The 23033-nt window shown below is 39.1% G+C and carries 11 protein-coding genes; 3 read left to right on the top strand and 8 right to left on the bottom strand.

Features of this window, described 5'->3' with window-relative positions; genetic code table 11:
* Positions 1-431: 431 nt before the first annotated feature.
* The 3 genes from AAEY98_RS17170 to AAEY98_RS17180 all read right to left on the bottom strand — a co-directional run bounded on the left by AAEY98_RS17170 (position 432) and on the right by AAEY98_RS17180 (position 10554).
* On the bottom strand, positions 432-4262 hold the full coding sequence (locus AAEY98_RS17170; RefSeq protein ID WP_351018405.1) for an AAA family ATPase: 3831 nt from the start codon (positions 4260-4262) through the stop codon (positions 432-434).
* Between the two features lie 462 nt (positions 4263-4724).
* Positions 4725-9059 (bottom strand): tetratricopeptide repeat protein, encoded by a 4335-nt coding sequence (locus AAEY98_RS17175; RefSeq protein WP_351018408.1) that lies wholly within the window; start codon positions 9057-9059, stop codon positions 4725-4727.
* Positions 9060-10200: 1141 nt separating this feature from the next.
* On the bottom strand, positions 10201-10554 hold the full coding sequence (locus AAEY98_RS17180; RefSeq protein WP_351018411.1) for a hypothetical protein: 354 nt from the start codon (positions 10552-10554) through the stop codon (positions 10201-10203).
* Between the two features lie 929 nt (positions 10555-11483).
* Here AAEY98_RS17180 and AAEY98_RS17185 point away from each other — a divergent pair.
* On the top strand, positions 11484-13022 hold the full coding sequence (locus AAEY98_RS17185; RefSeq protein ID WP_351018414.1) for an arylsulfatase: 1539 nt from the start codon (positions 11484-11486) through the stop codon (positions 13020-13022).
* Positions 13023-13324: 302 nt separating this feature from the next.
* Here the strand turns inward: AAEY98_RS17185 and AAEY98_RS17190 are convergent, their stop codons facing one another.
* The 5 genes from AAEY98_RS17190 to AAEY98_RS17210 all read right to left on the bottom strand — a co-directional run bounded on the left by AAEY98_RS17190 (position 13325) and on the right by AAEY98_RS17210 (position 21049).
* Positions 13325-14041 (bottom strand): transporter, encoded by a 717-nt coding sequence (locus AAEY98_RS17190; RefSeq protein WP_351018417.1) that lies wholly within the window; start codon positions 14039-14041, stop codon positions 13325-13327.
* 374 nt (positions 14042-14415) lie between these two features.
* Positions 14416-16716 carry a tetratricopeptide repeat protein gene (locus AAEY98_RS17195; RefSeq protein WP_351018420.1) on the bottom strand — a complete coding sequence of 767 codons (2301 nt, stop codon included), beginning with the start codon at positions 16714-16716 and terminating at the stop codon, positions 14416-14418.
* 979 nt (positions 16717-17695) lie between these two features.
* Positions 17696-18235, bottom strand: a complete 540-nt coding sequence (locus AAEY98_RS17200; protein WP_351018423.1) for a GNAT family N-acetyltransferase — start codon at positions 18233-18235, stop codon at positions 17696-17698.
* 377 nt (positions 18236-18612) lie between these two features.
* Positions 18613-18882, bottom strand: a complete 270-nt coding sequence (locus AAEY98_RS17205) for a hypothetical protein (RefSeq protein ID WP_351018426.1) — start codon at positions 18880-18882, stop codon at positions 18613-18615.
* Between the two features lie 472 nt (positions 18883-19354).
* On the bottom strand, positions 19355-21049 hold the full coding sequence (locus AAEY98_RS17210) for a thiamine pyrophosphate-dependent enzyme (RefSeq protein ID WP_182745392.1): 1695 nt from the start codon (positions 21047-21049) through the stop codon (positions 19355-19357).
* A gap of 457 nt (positions 21050-21506) precedes the next feature.
* On the opposite strand from AAEY98_RS17210, the gene AAEY98_RS17215 reads away from it, so the two are divergent.
* Entirely contained in the window at positions 21507-21701 is a 195-nt protein-coding gene (locus tag AAEY98_RS17215; RefSeq protein ID WP_101088290.1) for a YgaP family membrane protein, read from the top strand.
* A gap of 258 nt (positions 21702-21959) precedes the next feature.
* Entirely contained in the window at positions 21960-22931 is a 972-nt protein-coding gene (locus AAEY98_RS17220; RefSeq protein WP_351018429.1) for a patatin-like phospholipase family protein, read from the top strand.
* The last annotated feature ends 102 nt before the right edge of the window (positions 22932-23033 follow it).

A 23033-nucleotide genomic window follows, 5' to 3' on the forward strand; every position in this document is an offset into this window, starting at 1 on the left:
ATTGGGCTCTCATCGCCCCCCTCCTCTATTTAATTATTGGATGATTTTAAGGGGTGACAACAATCCTGACACAGGGGCATGAATCGCTGAATGATTTACCGCCCAAATTGTATGAGCTGTTAAATGAGGAAAACTTTCTTAAAATATGATCGATATAAGGGATGGTTACATTATCAAATAATAATATAGGTTTACTGGTACGAGTAACACTTTAGAAATAATATTCAATCCCTTCCTTTTCTCTACTTTTTTGAAGAATTATTTTTTGAGAAAGCAGACATTTTACGGGTGAAATGGCTATATTCCACTCTATTATCTAGCTAAATAAAGCTCTAGCATGACTTTGGTTTACGGTCTTAGTAAGCCAAAGTCATATTGAATGGGCTACTACAGAAACCTGAGCCACCCATTAGCCATAAGTGTAAACAATGCTAAGTGAAAAATAATTGTTCAATCTCATCACCGAGCAAAGACTCTTTTTCCAGTAGTATTGTAGTAATGTTAGTCAGTAACTGATAATTGTCACTGAGCAATTTTTCTACCTGTACTTCAGCCAATTCTAACCAGTTTTTCACCGCTAATTGAGCAACAGATAACAATTCACTTTCTTCGAATCTAGTTAATAAGGCAATATTGATCGGGCCAACGGTTGCTTCAATCCCTCCTTCGTAAATGGCATGCATGGCTAATTGAGTTGCTTTTTCGATGTCACTCGAAGCGCCTGTACTCACTTCATCACTATCACCGGAGCACAATTTTTCTGCTACTCTTCCCGCTAGTAATACTTGCAATTTGCTCATAACTCTTCGCTTTGACAGGCTTTCATATTCTTCTGCTTCCCGAGTAGCAACAAATCCTAACGTAAAATTTCTCGGTTCAATAGTAATAAAATCAACTGGTTGTTTAGGGAACAATAATTTATAAGCCAACAAATGTGCCGCTTCATGGTAAGCCGTGCTTAGCTTTGCTTCGTCACTCAATAATATATGTTCTGAGGGAGAACCATAGGCCACTCTAATCATGGTTTTTATTATGTGTTCAGTAGATAGTTGCTCATTGTCACCAACAGCTTGGTAAACAGACTCTCGTAAAACTTGTTCTATTTGTGCTGAAGACATGCCTTGGGCTGAAGACACTAATTGCTGTAATTCAGTTTGTTGCCAATTCAAATTATGCTTATCTGCAAAACGTTTAAAAAATGCTAAACGGGCAGATTTATTTGGTAAGTCACAATAAATTGTCTCATCAAATCGACCTGGTCGTGTAATGGCTTTATCAAGTAATTGTGGGAAATTAGTCGCCGCCATGACAAATATTGGCGCATCACCACTTGAAAAGCCGTCCATTTCCGTTAAAAGCGCATTAACCGTTAAATTTCGGTCTCTTGAGCTGCCATCAGTATTATTAGTTCGTTGACCGGCAATGGCATCAATTTCATCAATAAAGACAATAGACGGTGAATACTTTCTCGCGGTGGCAAACAACTTTTTAATGTTTTCAGTTGTACCACCATTATTAGGAGATGACAGTTCGGATGCGGTCACACTAAAAAAGGGTAACTCACACTCCCCAGCAACCGCTTTGGCTAATAGTGTTTTCCCCGTCCCAGGAGGACCAGCAAACAAAAAGCCAGTGGGCACTTTTACGCCGAAATTTAATAATTTATCAGGTGCCTTAAGCCAGCTAATCACCTCTTTTAACCGTTTTTTAGCCCTATCGAGTCCAATAACATCATCAAGTGAGTCGCTCGGCAGGCTGTGATTAAAGAAACTGGTTTCTTGTAAATCCTTTGAATGAATGACCTGACAATAGGATAGATTATTAAATGATACGTCCAATGCATTATTTTTTAACTCAACACGACATTGATACTCAACTCTTTCATTTCGAGACATCATGCGTCGTATGGTTTTTTCGGTCGTAAGAAAATAGTTTATACGCATTAGCATGTCTGAAAATGTTGTTTCTATCGTTTCAATTTCTAATTCAAAATGCTGCCGAATATGGTGGTTCAAGGATTGATTTTTATGTTCAACCACATCTTTGTTGACTAACCGAAAGCTAAAAATCGGAATTTTTGGGTTGATACCATGCACTTGTTCAGTAATTTCATCGATAGATAATTGAGCCTTAGAAACAGAGTCCATATCAATTAAAAATGCGTCCGGTCGATATTGTTGCATCATCTGCTTAATGTTTTTTGCGTCAACAACTAACTTAGTGGCTAACCCAGGGTCGAAAAGCTCAATCTTAGATTGGAATTGCTCATCATTATCAAATATTAATACCTGTTTTACATCAATGCCAACCACGTTTTCATTAACGGATACGTTGCAAGAAATAGATGATAAGTCATCAGTAATAAGATCACTCGACTTAACCAAAATTTCTGCTTTTAATTTCGATAACGAGGCGGTTAACTGCCTTGCCGTGATGTCAGGTGCTAATAACTGCAATAAAAATGATGCGAAATTAGAAGGCCAAGTAAAATCAAGCATGTCTTGATGTTCACTGACTTTATTAAGCTCTTTTTCTGCTAAATAAGTAAAATGATTTATCTGTAAAGGTGTAAATAATGCAGAGTACCCTTTAGATAATCGGTTAACAAACTCAATAGACAACTTGGATCCGTTCGCAGGACTTTGTGAATACCTTAAAACATCAAAAATATTTAACTGATTCTGTTGATTGTTATTGGCTAATACATCCTGGCCTAAGTTAGTGGTAAAAATGATGATGCACTGGTCAAAATTAACAAACTCTTGACTCGTTTGGTCTTGTGCTTGGCCACTATCTAAAATACTCAAAAGAGATTGAGTCACATTGCTGTGTGCTTTTTCTATTTCATCAAATAGAATAACCTGCCTAGGCTGCGCTCTAACTGCACTTGTAATTAAACCAAGGTTAGCATCGTTGTATTGCACCCCGCTACCAAACAACTTCATCGCATCATTTTTATGTGAATACTGTTCCATATTAAAAAGGGTAAACGTGTACCCAGAACATTCATATTGATTCAATAAATCACAAAAAATTGAGGACAGGTAAGTTTTACCTACACCGGAAGGTCCGGCAAACGTGAAAATTAATCTTGGTCCTACACCTTGGCTAATATTTGACGTTAAATATCCTTTGGTAAGGCTTTGAATGGCTTTTTGTTGGCCTATAACTTGATTGTTTAACTCTATAGACAGTTGTTTTTCTATTTTTAGCGCTTTGCCAATATGGTTAGTGGATTTATTTAACCGCTTTAACTGTTTGACGCTTGTGTGTGACATGTTTAAAAGTGCTGCAATAAACAACGATTCATTAAACTCGCCTTCGTTAAAGTTGCCTTCACTAAACCCTTCATCACAGCAATATTTTACATCAGCATCATATTCAAGCTGAGAAGCATAACTTTTTGCAATTACATACCAGCTTTTACTGGTGTCGTTCTCTACATTAATACTGCGAGTAACCGCTTTATTTTTAAGCTTTTGTCTCAACATATAAATATGTTCAGGCATAATGACTTGGCTTGGCTGACACTTAAAATACTTCGCTAATACTTGTAAGCTTTTTGGAGAACCCAATAATGTCGCCAGCACTATATCGATACTCACTTCAGGTAACGCTTCTGCATTTATTTTTTGTACTTCAATTAACGGTTTTTCAGACAAATAACTGGCAACAGTGACAACGGCCATTTCTTCGAATAATTGTGGTGGCGCAGTACGTAGAATTGAATATTGCTCAAAGTCTAAAGGGTCACCTACTTTAGGTTTTCCTGACTTGTTGTCATTAAGTGTCGATAGGGCCTTATCAATAAAGTCCTGGCTTAATGTTAATGTAAAGTGTTCAGAAAATATGTCATCTAAAAGCTCTGACTCATCTACATTTTCATTTTCTGCTGCTGACTTAAATGTGTCTCTAAATAGCATTACCAATGGTTTTAAATCGAGCTTGCGAGTTAAGTTATATTCACACATTTTAATTGCTTTAAAGCCACCTAATTCATCACTAATCATGACAGCGACTTCATCATCAAAGCTATATAACGTGTCCACAGCAATAAAGCACAATGATTCCTCTTGCTTAAAAGCCTTAAAATTGAATACTTTCCCCTCAAGAGCCGTATTTTTAATGGCATATCGAATACACAATAATACAACAGGTAACAGTATATCTGAATTGACTAAGGCATCATCCGCAATGGCTACGTCATCACAGTACACGGTTCGAAATGTAAAAAAAGATTCGTTCAATCGTTCAAAAAACATAGTTATCATCTTAAATTTAAAGGTTAAAAGCTGCTGTATTAGCCTAAAGAAGAAAAACACTCACCATCAATGACATCAATAAATAGTGAGTGGATTAACAGCATTGTTATTTCATAAACAGCATTTCAAAAATAGTTAATCTTTGCTTTACAAAACTCATCTTCTGAATCTCGTAAAAATTTGTAATCTTCATATTCAATTTTTATCTGATAGCTGTCATAAAATTTTTTGAATAAAGCAATTATTTCATCATAAAAATCATTACAATTTTTTAATTTATTAGGTTGTTAAGTCTTAACGTGACTTGGTAGTATTTTACAATCGGATAAAAAAGCTGTCTAGATTGTCAACATCATCGATAGCTTAAATTATCATCACGTCAAAATAATCCATAAAGTACAACTGCGCCAATGTAAAATATTTAATCGCGTAAGTGCTGAAGCTAACTAATTTAATGCATTCTTATTGCTTTCGCGCAAAATTTAAATCGACTTTAATAGATTGAATCTTCGCATGAAGGGCAATTGCCTCATCCAATTGATTATTTGTGTAAAGACTTATTGCTAAGATATTGAGGCAGGATATGTAGATCTCAGCCCAATGCAAGCGACTAGTTTTATATAAACCTTCTAAAATATCTAGATTATACTCAAAAAGCTCAATCACCTTCATAAATTGATTATTTTTGTAATACCGCATAGCTAAGTTATTAAGGCTTGTTGTATAACTATTTGCCCATTTAACAGAATTAAGAAAATATAAGCCTTTTAGAGTCGTAAAGCAAACTTCATAATGCGCTATAGCCTCTATCAACTGATTGTTTTTGCTATAACAAATTGCTAAGTTATTTTGCGTTGTTGTGTAACCCTCAGCCCATTTTGAGGAATTAATATCATACAGACCTTTTAAAATGGTAAGACTGAACTTATACAACACTATAGACTTTGCCAATTGGTTGTTTTTTTCATAGCAGTTTGCAAATTTATTGAGACTGGCTGTATATTGCTTAGCCCACTTTACAGAATTAGTCACATACAAATCATTTAGCATCGCAATGCTCTTCTCATAAAGTACTATCGCACTTGTCAGTTGATTATTTTTACTCAAACAATCAGCCAAACTAATAAGGCTCGCTATATAGTACTCATCCCACGTTTCAGGAAATACCAGATATAAGCCTTTAAGAATTTCAATACTTTTCACATAAAGAACTATAGACTCTGCTAATTTGCTATTTTTTTCATAACAGCTTGCCAAGCCACAAAGGTTGGTTGTGTATTGCTTAGCCCATGCCACATCATTGGTTTTATACAAGTCGATTAAAATCTCTATACATTTATCATAAAGCGCTATCGATTGAACTAATTGGTTGTTTTTTTCATAAAACCTTGCCAGTCGACTAAGACTGAGTGTGTAATATTCTGACCACAGTTCTCGATTAATCAGATACCTACCTTTTATAATTTCATTGCTCTCATGATAAAGTGCTTTTGCCTCTGTGAATTGGTTATTCTTTTCATAAAAACCTGCCAAGCTATTAAGGCTACCTACGTGAAATTTTACCCACTTTTCGCAGGATGCTTGATATCGTTCAATTAAAATAGTTAAGCACTTTTGTTCAAGCACAATCGCCTCTGCCAATTGATTATCATCATCATAATTTAGAGCTAAATTATGAAGGTTGAGAACATAACGATCTTCCCATTGCGTTTGATTGATCTGATAGTAGCTTTCTATAATAGTTAAAGACTCTTGTTGAAGAGTGATAGCCTTATTCAATTGGTTGTGTTCTGAATAACTGCAGGCCAAGTTGTTGAGGCTGTCTGTGTACCCTTTTGCCCAGTGTTCACGATTTTCTTGATAGAAGCGTTTACGAATAGCTAAGGACTCTTGCTCTAGCGCTATCGCCTCGGTCAGTTGGTTATTTCTGCTACAACTATAGGCCAAGTTATTGAGGCTAGTCGTGTAATGCATAGCCCATTGTGCGGTATTGGCCAGATATAGGTCTTTTTGAATGGCCAAGCACTCTCTATGAAGCGCGATGGCCTCACTCAATTGGGTGCGCTGCCTATAGCTTGTGGCTAAATGATTGAGGCTAGTTGTGTAATCCTCTGCCCACAGGACGGGATTATGATTAAATAGCTTTTTTAAAATACGCTGTTCTGCGGTAGCAAAGAATACCATTGATGTATATTCTTCAGTGGTGAGTCCCAACTTCTGTTTTTCGTAAAAAGGTTGTTGTACTTGCTCTTGCATTATGACAGCCAGTATTATCGTTAGTGTTTGTTCGATGGCCTCTACGGTATCTTTTACCAACAAATGAGCAAGTAACCAATCAAGCTGATTACCAAGAAAGATATACAATAAACCATGACGGTATTGGTACTTATCATTATCTTGAGGGTACCTACTTAAAATTTCATACACTTCGTCAATAATGGCGTAATGCTCTGGGGTTAACCCGATTTGCGACTCGCTTTGATTAAGGTGATGCTTAAGTGGGAGTAAAAGCGGCTCTGTGGTTTCAGCCAACGCTTCGAGTGACTTTTTCACTATGTTTGACGAAAATGGTGCGCCTAATAAAGATGAAAACAGTAACGTATTGACGGCTGCATTGCCATACTCAGCAAAATAGAGTTTGAGAAGGTGTAATCTTTCTTCTAATACCGCATAGGCCATGAGATTAAAACTGTTTTGACCTGATGAGCTTTGATAATGACTTAATGAGTCTTGGTATTTTTGCTTTAAAATAGCAAATGTTTGTCGAATACACTCACTCACATTGCTGATGTCATGGTTAATCTGTAATGGTTGTCCCACAATCAGTGGCGTGGTGTTATTTTCACTGTACAGCTTTTCATCACAAAGCATGTTAATGCTTTCAATTGCGAACAAGGTGTTAATGTGCTCGGCGTCGACACCGGCTATTTCGGTAAACAGTGTATCAGCCAGGGCATTTAATTGAGTGGATTCCCCCTTTATAACTAACGATATTAACTCGTTTAAAGCCGTCTTATCAAAACCTGTTAGATGAATACTTTTTTGATTAAGTTGTGTGAGGTTAATATCACAATCAATGCCTTGGTGGCCTGCTATTTCTATCGCCTTTAGCAGTGCAATGCGATATGCATTAAGCGCTGGTTGTTCAGCATAATGCTTTAATAGTTTTGCGGCATCACTTGGTCTGACCGTCATGACGATATACAAAGGCACTTTTTTGGCTAATCGAGTCAGAATGTACTCACTTGACTGGTTATCAATCCACTGACAATCGTCAACAAATAACACCAACGGTTGATTTGGCAAGCTTAAAGGCAACAAGGTATCTATAGCTTTATCTAGCTTACTGAACTGCATCTCTTTAGTATTATTTTTAGGCTGGTCTAAATCTCCCAAACCACCTTGTTTCATGCTGCTGATGTTGCCATCTATCGCCCAGCGGTCGTGCCCCGCTGCGGCGATACTTAATACTTTGTCTGCGCCACTAAAAAGTGCTCCAATTAACTTAAATGCATTATCACGATTGGCAAGATCTTTAAGCGCTTGAGTGCCTTTATTCTTCCAGCCTTGTAATAAGGTTAACCGTTTTGCTTCATCCAGAATGCTTTTTTCTAATGAGCTAAGCCCAGTATTAGACGAGCTATGCCCCACTTCATTGAGTAAAGTAAGGGTGATCATGTTATCTTGGTCTATCTGCTTAAGATGCCTTTTAACCAATGCGGTTTTGCCGATACCGGGCTCGCCTGACACTACCGAAATGGTAAGGTTTTCGTGTTGATTATAATTTGTTTGCAGTTGTTTTAGCTCGTTCTCTCGGCCGATAAATAACGATGACTTAACTGCAATTTTAGGAATATCGCTGCTTGGTCGTTCTAACATGGCATATCGTTGTGCAAATCGACGTTGGTCATCAAGCAGGCTTTGTATGCTTTTTAATGAATCATCGACATCTGCATAGGGTTGGAAAGCATCATCACTGTAGGTATACACAAACGATAAGCCTACATGTGTGTCATTGTCTTTATGATGTTTGGCGTACGATAAAAGTAAAGAAATAATCGCCAGCGAGTTTTCATCTAATTTATGTGGATTATTGATATAAATCAGCTTTGGTGACTCAAGAGTAATCGCTAAGAGTATTTTAAAGGTTAACTGGAACACATCGTGTTTTGCACTTTTAGCAAAAGACTTTGATAATGTGTTTAACTCGGTTTTCGCTAAAGAGCTTAAGTGCAGTTGATGTTGACTGACTTGGCCGATAAAGTCTCCTAGTGAATCACCGGTGGTATCTTGAATAAAGCCCTCAATACTACTGATAACAACATTTGAAACATTAATTTTTTCATTAATAGTATCAATCAGTAACTGGGAAAAACGCCCCCCCACTTCATCAAAGATATAACCCACGCCTTTTTCAAGGTAACTGCCGACAAACTCGTTCAGTAACCCACCAGTGGCCATGGACGCCGCGGCTTTGAGGGTTTCTTTTAAGGTGGCGATATTTTTAATGTCTTTTAGTTCGCCACTTAATTGGTCTAACAACGCCTCTAAGAGATAAAAACGCTTATCTGAGGAAGAAGAGTCGCCGTCAATGGCAATAACATTAGTACTGCCAGTAGCGAGTTGTGAATCATAAATTGATTGGGCGACAAGGAACGGGAAATAAGCATGAGAATTTTTATCTGATTTCAGAGCAAATTGGCTGATGTCTTTTTTATTTAGCTCGATAAGTAATGGGGTGTTTTGAGAGTTAACAATATCGCTTTGGTAGTTATTTGCTAAAGATAACGGGTTCATCCATGAGCCTAATATAAGTGTGATTATGTTAATAATTTTAACATATGGTATACGATACCCAAAGCGATACGGTTAACATAACGCCAAATTTTTGATGAAAAAGTTAATTAATTTCATGTGTTAACAGACTTAATAAGCAATTATGTAAAATACAAAACCTATATCGATGCTATTTTGTACAGAGAAGGATGGTTAAGTAGGTTTTATTATTTTAGCTAGTGACTTAGCCAGGTTTAGATTCAAATAAAGCTCTCTCCTGTAAACTGCAACATAAACACTATTTAAGGCGGTGCAAAACCAGTGGAATGCTATTGGCGATAATTGCTTCTTGAGTGATGCCTTTTCCTGTTTCAGACATAAGCAATTTTAGCTTTGAGGGAATTATATTTGAAACACGCTCCCAAAGTTGATATTGGTCGTTAAAAAGTACAGTCCTTCCATACATTGAAAGAGGCTTTGAATTGTAAAAAAAGCTTTTCAAAGTAATTCTGTTTACGATCTAACATCAAGGAATCCATTCACAATATTATTATGTAAATATAACAAACAATTGCCTTATTCATTAGGCATAATCTGAAAATCGACGACTCAAGTCACTTCTTTAGTTACATTTGCATCGCACTAAAGCTATGTTAACACTAGAAATTAGAAGTTCGAACACATTTACTTTATATCAATAAATACATATAATATTAAAATATAAAAAAGCCAAAATCCCTTTTCATCTCAGTGCATTACATTGATATCTGTTATGCGCTTAAAGTCAAAATGTTTGAGAAAAAAGCGCTTAAAGTCAGAAAGTTTGAGATTTTAGCGTTTTTGAATGAGACAAATTTTTTTAAGTCTTTGATTTACCGTATACCCCAAATTCATTTCATATGAGAAGCCACATTTGTGTGGTTTCTCATACCAAATGAGTTTTGTCTCACTTCGTGGATCTGGCTTTTTAGTACGTATAATCAGATAGTTATATTGTCACTAACGATTTGGTCGCACAACTTTGGTGCAATATTCTATTCAGAGCACTTTTTGTTGTCAGTTTTTACCACCTGACATTTTAAAATCCTGTGGTATGTTTTTGGTTTGATTGCCAGTGTGTTTTAGTATGCCTTACTTTGGTTCTGTTATTAGTCATAACTGTTCATTTGAAATGGTCATGTTGAAATTGTTCAAACACACTTCGCTTATTTCCAAAGCCAGAATCCATAAATCCAAGTTGTTGGTACTCGAGCCACAAAGCAACTGCGTTTTCGATTCCAAATTGTCCTTCCAATAATACTTGAACAAAAAATTTCGGATTTAACGTCAGGTCTTCAGCTTGGAATCTTTGATTTGCTATAACGGTACCTTCAAGCTCACTATCAGGCACAAACTTTAATGAAATGATTTTATTGAATACCTTTTGGATTAACATCCTTCCAGTTATGTATTGATTGCGTTTCCAGCCTTGAGCAACACAAGCAGCTATATCAGCTCGGCACTTCCAATGTAACATTAACGTTGAGCAAGTCAGTGAACTTTGAATTTTTTAGGCGACACTAAGTGAAATCGGAACGACTTAACAAGGTCAATGGACTCAGAATGTAAACTGAAGCACTTACATTCAATTTATCTCATTTAACATTAATTATCCGCATTAACTCATCATATGTTTTCGAGGTTTCGTGCATTTGATTTTGTATAGGCAAAGCGTATTTTGATAATTGTTGGATGAGATGAAATTTTCGTAAGCATCAATAAAATCTCTTACTTTTCCTTCATAGCTTCAGTTTCCAATACAGATAATGCTGATGACTCTGATATGTGACGATCCTTAGTTAAGTTTTATAGAAGTGGCTAAGCCATATTTTCCTGCAGTTAAGAATTTATTTCAGTCGGAAAGTATGGCAACTCTAAATGAATATACTGTACTTGATCCGTCTATCAAACCTGCTTGGGGCACAAATAAATGTCTTATGCGCCCTATCCCACTTCTGGACAGAAATGTGTTGGCCACGCTAACTTGAAAATGGACAGATCTGAGCTAGCAGTGGCAGCTAGCTCGAAGATGGACAGAGCTTTCACAGCTTTAAATTTAGTTACCATGTAGTTATTGTACTTGGAGTATTCTTTAGCTGTTGTTATAGGTTCTATTTGGCTTTGAGGTACTTTTTAAGTTTACGTTTCATTAGGCTCAATTGTTCTACATATTCGATAATATGACGACACTGCATAACAGCATCCTTATAGTGACCCGTTTCAATAAATTCTTGTGCTTTAGCATATTAATGCCCGTCCTTTTGCGCTCAATAAGCGATCAATTTGCGATTAATAAGTACTCAAATTATGCTCAATGATTGCGCAATAAGTGCTCTAAAAAACTTCCATTGCTAAAGTTAAAATGCTAACTTAATTGAAAAAATCATTTAACTAAGGAAAGTTTCAATGAAAAAAATTACACTCGCGGTATTCCTAGGACTTTTGGCATTAAGCGCTCGCGCTGCCGATAAGCCCAATATCTTGATCATTTTCCCTGATGACGTGGGTTGGCAGAATGTCAGCGCATATGGCCATGGCACAATGGGATATCGAACTCCGAACATCGACCGGATCGCTAAAGAAGGGGCCATGTTTACTGATCACTACGCTCAGCCATCTTGCACCGCTGGGCGAGCTGCTTTGATAACCGGACAATACCCTATCCGCAGTGGCATGACGACAGTTGGTCGTCCAGGTGCTTTGCTTGGGCTAAAGTCCGAGTCACACACGCTGGCAGAAGTCTTAAAAAACCTTGGCTACGCTACTGGCCAGTTCGGCAAAAACCATCTGGGAGACCGCAACGAGCATTTGCCAACGCTTCACGGATTTGATGAGTTTTTTGGAAATCTTTACCACTTGAACACACAAGAAGAATTTGAACAAGTTGATTACCCAAAGGATCCAGAATATTTCAAAAAGTTTGGTACTCGTGGTGTTTTGCATAGCTGGGCGACCGATGAGGACGACGCTACGGTTGATCCTCGCTTCGGTAAAGTGGGCAAACAGAGAATTGAAGATACTGGGCAGCTCGGTCGTGAGCGCATGAAGTCTGTAGACTCCGAGTTCATCGAAGCCAGCCTCGACTTTATCAAGCGCGCGAAAGAAGCTGATAAGCCTTTTTTCCTTTGGTTTAATCCAAGCCGAATGCATATGTACACCCGACTAAGTGACGAAAGTCGTTATCTTGCGGCTGAGCACACTACCGAACATGATTTATACGGCAGTGGCTTGATGGAACATGACATGCAGGTGGGTAAATTCCTTGACTCGCTTGATGAAATGGGTGTGCTTAACAACACCATCGTGATTTACTCAACCGACAACGGACCAGAACATAGCGCTAGACTACATGGCGGCACGACTCCATTTCGCGGTGAAAAGATGACGACCTACGAGGGCGGAGTCCGTGTGCCGATGATGGTTCGCTGGCCCGGCAAAATTCCAGCAGGTACGGTATTGAGCGGCATTCAAACTCATATGGACATTTATACTACACTTGCCGCTGCCGCCGGTGAAGAAAATATTGTAAAGAAAGTGCGTGTGGAACAAAAACAGTTCTTAGATGGTGTTAACAATCTGGACTACTGGATGGGTAAAGCTGACGACAGCGCCAGAGACCATTTCTTCTATTACTACGAATCCAGCATCAAAGCGGTCCGCTATAAGCAATGGAAACTACACTTTGAGACCAGCGAGAATTACTATGATATCTACGAAAAGCAAAAATTCCCAATCATGTACAATTTGCGTTTAGACCCTTTTGAGAGCTTCGATGGCACTACCGATCGTTCTGACATTCTTCAAGCTAAGCAGTGGATCAACGAGCCGATGCAGTTGCTTTTAAACGAACACATAAAAACGCTAACTGAGTATCCTCCTGTGCAAAAAGCGGCTAGCTTCGACTTTAGCTCGTTGATTGATCAGTTGATGCAAGGTAAGCAATAGGCGAACTAGCGACGACGATAATTATCGTCGTCGTTATCATTTGCAATGTGCTGTTTGGGCAGAGTAAATTCAAAAAACGAGACGGGTTATTTCACTAGTAATCTAGTCTCTATAACTGAATATGGCAACATGCTGCCATCGTATGTGCCAAGCAGTGCTGTTTAGATACCGCTTGCTAAATGATAGTCAGAATTGTTCACTGTGATATGGTGCAATCGGCACGGAACCAGATAGCACTAGCCTACGCTGCACTCGTGCAAGATGATTGGATTGCTTAGCGCTCGGCCTTTAAATCTGACCACTTAAAATCCAATTAATGAGATCCCAAATTCGAAATTCCAGTCGTTGAATCGATCACTTCCGATTCCGATGCCTGGTCTGATATACGCATTAACTGCAGCGCCCTTGAATTTCCCAAAGCTTCGACCATATTGAGCCTCCCATGACATCGGCGTACGGTCGTCGTTTTCGTGGTCGATACTCAAGGTAAAGTCTGAAGTTATCCACCAAGATTTATCACTCGCAGTGTAGACCATGTAAAGGTCGATATCGGTTCGTCGAACGTCTTGGCGGTTACTATCTCCTGCAAAGGAAATGTTATGCACTACTGCCGGTGCGACGATGATATTTTTCCCAATGAAGTGAGCATATGTAATGCCAGGCGCGATAGTCCACTTTTCAGTACTGAAGTCTTCATCACCCGTCGGCGCATATACTTCGGCTGACAGCAGCCAAGCATTTTTGGTATCTACATGGGAAATCCAGCTCCATTTCAAAGAAACATCTCCCAAGCCTAATTCATCGCTGCCGGTTGCATCTGAAAAGAGCGTCGGCACCGAAAGGCGAATGCTCATAGCCCCATCAGCAAAGGGCTCAATATAGCGAAACATCGAAGTATTTAGATAGCTCCCACTTTGGAGATCTGCGTATTCATTGTAAAGCGAAGCAGATCTTAAGATTACAGTCGGGTTGGTCCCAGAGGTGTCGGTGGCAGTTTCGGCCTCGTCGGCTTTTATCATCGTACTATACGTTGCCAATATTAGGCCTACAAAGCAGATCAACCGAGTAACAGAGGGAATTAGCGTCATTGTCATAATATAAGTCCGAATATAATTAAACAAGCTAAGATAAATTAAACTATAAACCCTCTGTTTACAACAGTTTCGGTAAGTCAAGGTGACGTCTAATCAGGATAAAATATTGAACCACTAGCTTATGCTGTGTTATTAACTGTTACAAGTATATATGCGTGCGATAATCTAGCTGCTCTAGCGATGATGGCTGATGCAGTAGGCGCGATGTTATTGTATTTTTAAAAGAGCAGCGTTTATTGCTGGCGGAATTAGTAAGATGACATCAAAGAGTCGAGAGGCTTTTAGTCGTCAAAACTTCCTTATTCTTTATCAATGCTGTTCAGCATGTTTATTTGACTTACCAACTGTTCAATTTGCTGATTACCAGGCTCTAAGCGTGATAAATGTTGTGCATAGTTAAGCGCTTCACCATATTGTCCAACTTGCACATAAGCTTGTGCCAGACTGTAACTTATATCCGGGTTATTTGGGCTAAGCTGAAAGGCTCGTTTAAACGCATTGATGGCTTCGCCTATGTTACCTCTGTCTTGTAGTAATAATGCATAGGTGTAATGGTAATTTGAATTAACACTAGCTAAATCAGCAGCTTTAGCTAAGACACCTACGGCGGCGTCTTTTTGCTGAGTTCTGATTAAGCTCATCGCCATTGAATAGTGCAAATCGGCTGCTTTTGGATTAACGCCCAAACCTTGTTTTAACAATACTTGAGCTTTACTTTCATCGCCTTGTTGGCGATATAAATCGGCAAGATTGACATAAGCTGGCACAAAAGCAGCTTCAACATCAATCGCTGTTAAATAGTGTTGCTCTGCCTCCGGTAAGTTAGTTAATTCAAGGGCAATATTACCTAAGTTAGTATGCGAATAGCCGCGTTCAGCTTGATACATCTGGGTGGTTTTGTACTCGGCTAAAGCCTTATTTAAACGCGCTATATCAGCTTCATTTAAATTGCTTGGGAATGAAGTGTTTAGTATCGGTACCAAGGCGCGTGCTGCCTCGATACGCACCGGCAAGTGTTTGTCGTCTAACAGGCTGTTAAGCATGCGCCAGCGTTCTACTATTGGGTAATTTGCCGCCGCGGTAACGGCTGCTTGTCGTTTTAAGGGCTCTGGCTCTCGTACTGCTCTAACAATCGCTACCATTGCGTTTTGGTCGGGTGTATTGGCTAAACGCGCCAGGGCTGAAGCTCTTATGATGTCTGGCATTTGTTTGTTTTGTGCAACTTTGGTTAACATGGCAGACGCATTGGGTAAACGGTTGTCAGCAGCATAAAATGCTTCTGCAAAATGCTCACTGCCCATTCGAGTTGAATCAGGGTGCAATTGTTTAATTGCTGTTAGCGCCCATTGTGATGATTTATCGTCATGACAGCCATTACAAGAGTTGGGCGCGCCTGTTTTCATAGTCAAATCCGGTCTTGGGACAAGAAAACTGTGATCCCGACGCGGATCTACCTGCATATAAGTGGTAGCAGGCATATGACAATCTACACATTGACTACCAGCGGTATTGATTTGATGACCGTGATGTAAAGGTGCTTCAAATACCTCGCTGGAGTGGCACTGGGTGCAAGTTTGGTTGCCCTTTAGTGTTAACTGCCCTGAGTGTGGATTATGGCAATTACCGCAAGTTACGCCAGCATGGAACATTTTACTTTGTGTGAAAGAGCCCCACACATAATTTTCATCCAAAATTTGACCATCAACGTGATAAAGCTCCGGCGAAATCACAGAAGCTAAAAACTTATCAAAAAAATTATTTGGCGAGGTTCTGTCCTGATGCTGTGTCCGGCGAGAATGACAGGCCGCACACACTGAAATTTGCTCTGATTGACGCAATGCCATGACGCTTTTCATGGTGCCGTCTGCTTGCTGTTTAAATAGCGGAGTCTTTGTTCCTATGTAATGTTCAAAACCTTTGTTCTTTATGTCATTCGCTGCAATGTTTGTGTAATTTGCCCACTCTAAATGTGCACTTGCATCGCCGTGACAGGCTTTACAGCTGACATTCATTGCGCTGAATGTCGAGTTATAGCTTTTTGTTTTTAAATCGAAGTTTTTCTCGAAGTCAGTAGAATGGCAGTCTGCACACATATGGTTCCAGTTTTGGCCCATCTGCGTGTAATGAAATAAATCACTAGGATCTTGCTGGTCTGGGTGAACAATAAACCACCGCTGACCACCCTCTGTCATTGGGCGAGAATCCCAAGCAAAAGGGAATAACTGAATTTTACCCTTGCCCATATCGAACATAAATTGCTGCAATGGTTCATAGCCAAACGTGTATAAGACTGGGTAAGTAACCATTGTACCCTGCGCGTCGGCAAAGCTTATTTTCAGTTGATCTTGCTCTTTAAAAAACCGTGCTTTGCTCTGTTGGTAATCTATTTGTTGATTGTCGAAGTTACCAAGCACTGTGATCTCGTTAGCGTGCTCCATAGCGTGATAGTGATGGGATTGCTGCCAGTCATTAACTTGTTGTTGATGACACGAACCACATTGCTGTGCCGCTTCATTTGCATTAGCAGGACATGAAAAATATATCCCTACGCACATCAATATAAAAATATAAAAACAACTTACTTTTTCTCTAAAATTCATATTATGTCTAAATTGTACATAAACTCATCGCGTTATCTTATCCTTCAAAGTAAGCATTGACCAGAGTATAGAACGAATTAACGCTCTTTTATTTCCCTATACTGAACTTGAATTTAGTTCATCAATTATTCATTTTCCACATCAAGATTTAGACGCCAACAATGAATGCTCACATATCTAATTCCATGACCTTTCTAACATTTTATGGCTGGCAAGCTTTTCCAGTTAGTTAAAACATCGATTTGGTCAATATAGATAATTATTAGTTGTCCATTAGCCAAGAGCAATCGAAGAGTTATTCACACACTAGTTATATTCAAGGGGTTTATAGGCGCTAGATAATTTTTGAATTACAGTCATCATCTTAAAGGCATAAGCACAACCTTCTTAAGATGTGTAATTCTCTATATTGCTCAAGTGGTATATGTCTGAGTGTTAACATTAACGTTGTGCAAGGCAAGAACTTTGAATTTTTTAGGCATCGCTAAGTGAAATCTGAACGACTTAACATGGACATTGGACTCAGACTATTTCTTTTAGCATTATTTATCTGCATTAACTCATGAGATGTTTTCGAGATTTGGTGCATTTGATTTTGTATAGACAAAGCATATTTTGATAATTGTTGGATGAGGTGATATTTTCGAACACATCAATAAAATCTCTTACTTTTTTCAAGTTTCAGTTTTCAATACAGATAATGCCGATGACTCTGACTTTTAACGATCCCTAGCTTAGTTTTATAGACGTAGCTAAACCATATTTTCATGCTGTTGAGAATTAATTTCAGTCAGAAAAGATGGAAACTCTAAACAGGTACACTGCACTTGATCTGTCTATCGAACCTGCTCGGGGCACAAATAAATGTTTTATACGCCCTAACCCACTTCTAGACCTAAGCGTGTTAGTGCCTAAGCTTTAATACTCACTATTCACACTATCACAAGTATGCTTCAGATTGACTTGTTAGCTGTTTATTTTAAATTTCACCTGCAACTGCATTCAATGCATTTTGTTCTTGTTTTCTTAGGTAATTTACAACTTTCTCTTCAAACGATATATCAGAATAGAATTGCTTGATTAGGTATTTTGAAGGGATATCAGTCCGTTCCATTAATGGGGCAGCTCGACCCGTCGCAATGACGTAAACATGAAAATCTTTATAACGTGCCAACATAGGTTCAATAATATTTTTAAGCAACGCATTAGCCAACAACGTTGCATAACCTTTATTACGATGCTCTATGACTGTTACGAAATGAATAATACCCAACTCTTTATAGTTCACGCCTTGATGACAAGTGACTTTGTCTGCACGGGCTTCAAAGTTTTCAAAAAGACTGTACCCTACCAATTCATCATTTACATAAAGTTTAATTATTTCTGCTTGGGTCCCGTGTTGTAATTCCTCGTGCTTATCTAACCACTCAAAAATGTACCACATTTTCATGTTGCCCTGACCCAAGGCGAGTAATTCATTAGTACACGTTTTGGCATTACAGTGTTCGAATCTAAGCATTAATAACCCATTTGAATCTTCGTAAATTAGTTAACATTGACCTGTGAACTTACTTTTATATAAATAGAGAGCGAAAAAAGCATAATAAAGGCTAAGCTTGCCACTCCGTTTTACGTAGCCGGCCCCAGTGTCAGGATAGTTGTAGTGATCAAACTAATGACGCAGCAAGCTAAACACAGTTAGTTGTACTTTGAGGCACGAACAAAACCAACTGACTTAATCCGTTTAAATCTATTGTTCGTTGCGATTACGAGATCTAAACAGGCTCCAACACTACTCATCGAAGATGTAAATCCAACCTCTTTCTTCAGACTTTTCAATTAACCCCGATAATGTCACTTATCGTGATTAACAAAACAGGGGTTTATGAGTTGCTATTAATCTTCCATCCAATCCATATTCGGTAGCGCATTCAAATGCTGGCCATAACGTATTGCGTTAAAAGAGGAACCATTTTTCATGACATCGAAAACTTCGATAGCCAACGCGCAAGCCATCATTTGAATAGCTTCGTCACGCGGTGTACCTGTCATGACTAAGCGCATCAAGGTTTCTTTTACCTTTTTGGGCTCACCGTCGGCGATTTGATTTTCGACTACTTCAATGAGTGTTTCTTCGGTCATGTAACTGTCTTGCTGCTTATCCATTATAACGACTCTGTTAAATATTTAACGCCATTATGCCGCAAGCATGGTGCAAGCCATAGAGTAAACTCAGAATTATTCGAGTGTTGCAGGCAATAACGTAACGTTAAGGTAGAGTAAGATTTATCTGTGTTGATAATCTGATTGGATGTTGTACGCTGAAACGAATTTTTTTGAGCTGACAATATCATCGACTAACACTTAAAGGAGCACAAATGGGTTAAGCCCTTAACCCATTTGTGGACATAAACGTTTTAGTGTTATCAACTAAATGTAGACTCAAAATATGAGAAAATGTATCACTAACGTCTAACGGTCTAGCCAACATTTCTTAACCATTTCAAGATTGACCTATTTCGGCATATTCACCTTGAGGATGATATATTTCTACTAGCCTGCACAATAGTTCTACTAGCCTACACAACTCATAAACTGAGGTAATAGCATTTCGGAATCGTTCCCACATATTTTTAAATCAGTCATTTGAATTTAAAAACTCCTTAGCTTTAGCAATCGAATAATTTACCGCTTGAGCCAATTCGAGCTTTGGCGGCATGACGAGTTCATTAGGATCGATATGGACATCGATCAGACAGGCATTTTTGCTAGCAAATGCTTCTCCCAACGCTTTTACTAGCAGTTCAGGGCGATCTACACTCCAACCTTCACCACCGCATAAGCGAGCAAACTCTGAAAAGTCTGGATTTTTTAATGCTGTTTTATAATTAGGGTAACCGCTGCTTTCTTGCTCTAGTTGAATTAACCCTAGCTTGGCATTGTTAAAAATAATAACCTTTATGGGTAATGTTAGATTGACTGCAGTAATAAACTCTTGCATTAACATGCTAAAACCGCCGTCACCAATAAGGACTACCACCTGCCGCTCAGGAAATTTCAATTGCGCGCCTATCGCACCAGCCATGCTAAATGCCATTGTGGCCAAGTTGCCTGAGAGGGTAAATAATTGTTGTTCAGTAACGGGTAGATGTCGTGCGACCCATGCGGTCACTGTACCCGTATCACAAAGAAAAATGGCATCTTTGTTCGCAAGCTCGCCGACGGTTCGAGCCAGGCACTGGGGTTTTATTGGCATATCTTGCGAGTTTTCTGCTTCGCTTTGCTCTTCTGACCAACTCCTTTTCTGACGACGACATTCAGTAAGAAAGTTGTCGTTTTCTTTTTGAGGTAAATCAACGATTAATTGGTCTAGTACTTCACTTACATCTCCGACTATCGATACATCCACAGGGCAACGTCGACCAATATGTCGAATTTCTTTATCCACCTGAATAACTTTGGCTTTTCCTGGATAATATTCTTTGTAGGGAAAATCAGTCCCCAGCATCACTAGTAAATCACAATTATTCATCGCATCAACAGATGGCCGCGTACCAAGTAGGCCAAGCCCTCCTAAGGAATATTCATGCTCATCCGGAAGTAGTACTTTGGCTTTTAGTGTTCTGATAAGTGGGGAGTTGCATTTTTTCAACAAAGTAAGTAACTGTTGACGTGCTGGTATAGCCCCAACACCCGCTAGAACAACAATTTTTTCAGCTTGCTCAATTAAGCTAATTGCACTGTTTAATGCTGATGCTAAAGGTTTAGTTGGTCCCGTTTCAGCGCCCGCTATTGGATGACCCGTAATGTCAGCTTCAACTTGCTCAGTGGCAACATCAGCAGGCAGAGCAATATGAGCAACCCCTTTTTCAATCAGCGCGCTATTACACGCTTGCTGAATAATCTCGGGAACACGATCTGAGGCAAATAAGGTTTGATTAAACACAGCCACATCAGAAAACAGAGCTGATGAATTAATTTCTTGATGCGAGTGATTACCGATTTCACTGCGTGGTAACTGTCCAGTTATTGCAAGAACGGGGGCATGGTCGAGCTTAGCGTCATACAGACCATTGAGCAAATGTATGGCCCCACCTCCAGCAGTACCAACACAAACGGCAAGTTTACCGGTTAATTTTGCTTGGGCTGATGCGGCGAATGCCCCGCTTTCTTCATGGCGAACTTGTATAAATTCGATTTCTCCATGGCGGCGTATGGCGTCCATCAAATCATTAATAGCATCCCCTGGAATGCCAAAGACATGACGGACACCATATTGATAAATCGTCTCTACGATATGATCGACAACTTTGCGTTTTTTTATTGCAGCCATAAATATCTCTCTCCGTTTAAAATAAGCTTCACGAAATACACTTAATTAAGCAAAATTAATAGGTTACTGAATTTAATAGCATTTTATTAATGGTTAACTGTTTATTTAAGATCCAATAACACATCATACTGTGCTACGAACTTTGACTCTGTGCGTCACCGTACCCTCTGGCTTTTGCTTTCTCACGAATGTTGACCAGTTAAATACAATTGACCGTTTTTTAAAGTAACGTTATCTCAAATGATAAACCCTAGCAGAAAATAATTTAGCCTATTCGCCATGTCGCTCGATTTAACCAATCTTGAAAATTATCTCGCGTGCGCTGGCGAACAGACGCCGGGAACAGTTACGATTTATGCTTAGAGACATCTAATCGATTCGCGTAAGGCTGGGACGATATTCGATCTTATCTGTAACTTAGCAGAGTGGCCCAGTGACTCGACAAAGGAGAAATACGATGAAGACGAATGAAGGTATGCTCGATCGCTCGCTCCGTGTTACCGCCGGGCTAGTTCTTATTGGACTTGCTGCCACCGACACAATTGGCATATGGGGTTATATTGGCGTTGTGCCGCTGCTTACAGGAGCGGTAGGCTTGTGTCCTCTATATTCGCTCCTAGGCATAAACTCCTGTTCGGTGAGTAAGCGCTGAAACTAATCCACAGCGAATGCCCTGCTATCGTGAAACACTATAGTTAAACACCATGTCAAAATCCTAACAGGACTCGCGTTCATGGTACGACTCTTCTGTTCGCGAGGTTAAGTTAATGAACTTCTGTTCGCGCGGTTAAGTTAGCGAACTCGGAACTGTACTGCTTAAACACCCGAGCTCATTGTTACTGCCAACAGATATCTAATCGCAAGTTCTACGACGTTATTTTATTCAGCATTTTTTATAAAAAGGCCTGCTATGAAAGTCATTGCATCACCCCCCCCAATTAATCCTTGTGAAGAGTCATGTGTTAAAATGGCACTTATTGCAGAAGGTGGTGGGCAACGAGGAATATTCACAGCCGGTGTATTAGATGCGTGGTTAGAGAATGATTTTGATCCTTTCGATTTATTTATAGGGGCGTCTGCAGGCTCACAAAATATTACAAGCTTTTTATCTCGTCAGAAAGGTTATGCCAAGAGATTAATTGGTGAATTAACACGTCGTAATAATTTTTACAAACTAGGCCGTGGATTAGCAGGTGGCAATGCTATTGATTTGGATTGGTACTTTGATAAAACCATTCAAGGTAATTTTGCATTAGACTTTACGACAGCAACTAAATCATTGGGTCAACGAGAATTATTGTTCAGCGCAACGAATTCACGCGATAGACAAGGCTATTTCTTAAGCCCAAACGGTCATACAAGTCACTGGCGCCAATTACTTAAAGCCTCGAGTGCATTTCCTTTTTTGTATAAACAAGGGGTCAAACTCACACCTAGGCAGGCCTTTAGCTCAACAAATAAGGCCAAAGCAAACGTTGATGACCATAAAACAGACATCTACCTTGACGGTGGACTTGCTGAGCCTTTACCTGTGCGAGAATCCTATCGCCGTGGTGCTAAAAAAATTGTGGTTATTCGAACGGTGAATGCCGACTGTCATACTCAGGCTGCTTGGGTACGTAAACTTAAGTCATGGATTTACGTGTCTGGGTATTGCCCAAAAATGATTGATTATTTGGTACAGCATGAGCAAGCTTATCAAAAAGAACTCGCCTTTATCACTAACCCTCCTGAAGATGTCGAAATTATTCAAATTTTTGCGGAAGACAATCTTCAAAGTAAATTGTTAGGGAGTACTGATATGGATTTACAACATGACTATCTTGCCGGTATCAATGCGGGTAATGCTTTTTTGGAGACTCAAAAACGTTTTATGCTGTAAACACTTTACATAATCTAAGCATAACCTAAGCATAATCTAAGCATAATCTAAGCATAATCTAAGCATAATCTAAGCATAATCTAAGCATAATCTAAGCATAAT

It is taken from the genome of Shewanella sp. AC91-MNA-CIBAN-0169 (assembly GCF_040310165.1).
In the GTDB taxonomy this organism is placed as follows: Bacteria; Pseudomonadota; Gammaproteobacteria; order Enterobacterales; family Shewanellaceae; genus Shewanella.

What these genes read in the sequence shown, in the direction of transcription:
- AAEY98_RS17170 (WP_351018405.1), bottom strand. Translation starts at nt 4,262, where the DNA reads ATGTTTTTTGAACGATTGAACGAATCTTTTTTTACATTTCGAACCGTG.
- AAEY98_RS17175 (WP_351018408.1), bottom strand. Translation starts at nt 9,059, where the DNA reads ATGAACCCGTTATCTTTAGCAAATAACTACCAAAGCGATATTGTTAAC.
- AAEY98_RS17180 (WP_351018411.1), bottom strand. Translation starts at nt 10,554, where the DNA reads ATGTTACATTGGAAGTGCCGAGCTGATATAGCTGCTTGTGTTGCTCAA.
- AAEY98_RS17185 (WP_351018414.1), top strand. Translation starts at nt 11,484, where the DNA reads ATGAAAAAAATTACACTCGCGGTATTCCTAGGACTTTTGGCATTAAGC.
- AAEY98_RS17190 (WP_351018417.1), bottom strand. Translation starts at nt 14,041, where the DNA reads ATGATAAAAGCCGACGAGGCCGAAACTGCCACCGACACCTCTGGGACC.
- AAEY98_RS17195 (WP_351018420.1), bottom strand. Translation starts at nt 16,716, where the DNA reads ATGAATTTTAGAGAAAAAGTAAGTTGTTTTTATATTTTTATATTGATG.
- AAEY98_RS17200 (WP_351018423.1), bottom strand. Translation starts at nt 18,235, where the DNA reads ATGCTTAGATTCGAACACTGTAATGCCAAAACGTGTACTAATGAATTA.
- AAEY98_RS17205 (WP_351018426.1), bottom strand. Translation starts at nt 18,882, where the DNA reads ATGGATAAGCAGCAAGACAGTTACATGACCGAAGAAACACTCATTGAA.
- AAEY98_RS17210 (WP_182745392.1), bottom strand. Translation starts at nt 21,049, where the DNA reads ATGGCTGCAATAAAAAAACGCAAAGTTGTCGATCATATCGTAGAGACG.
- AAEY98_RS17215 (WP_101088290.1), top strand. Translation starts at nt 21,507, where the DNA reads ATGAAGACGAATGAAGGTATGCTCGATCGCTCGCTCCGTGTTACCGCC.
- AAEY98_RS17220 (WP_351018429.1), top strand. Translation starts at nt 21,960, where the DNA reads ATGAAAGTCATTGCATCACCCCCCCCAATTAATCCTTGTGAAGAGTCA.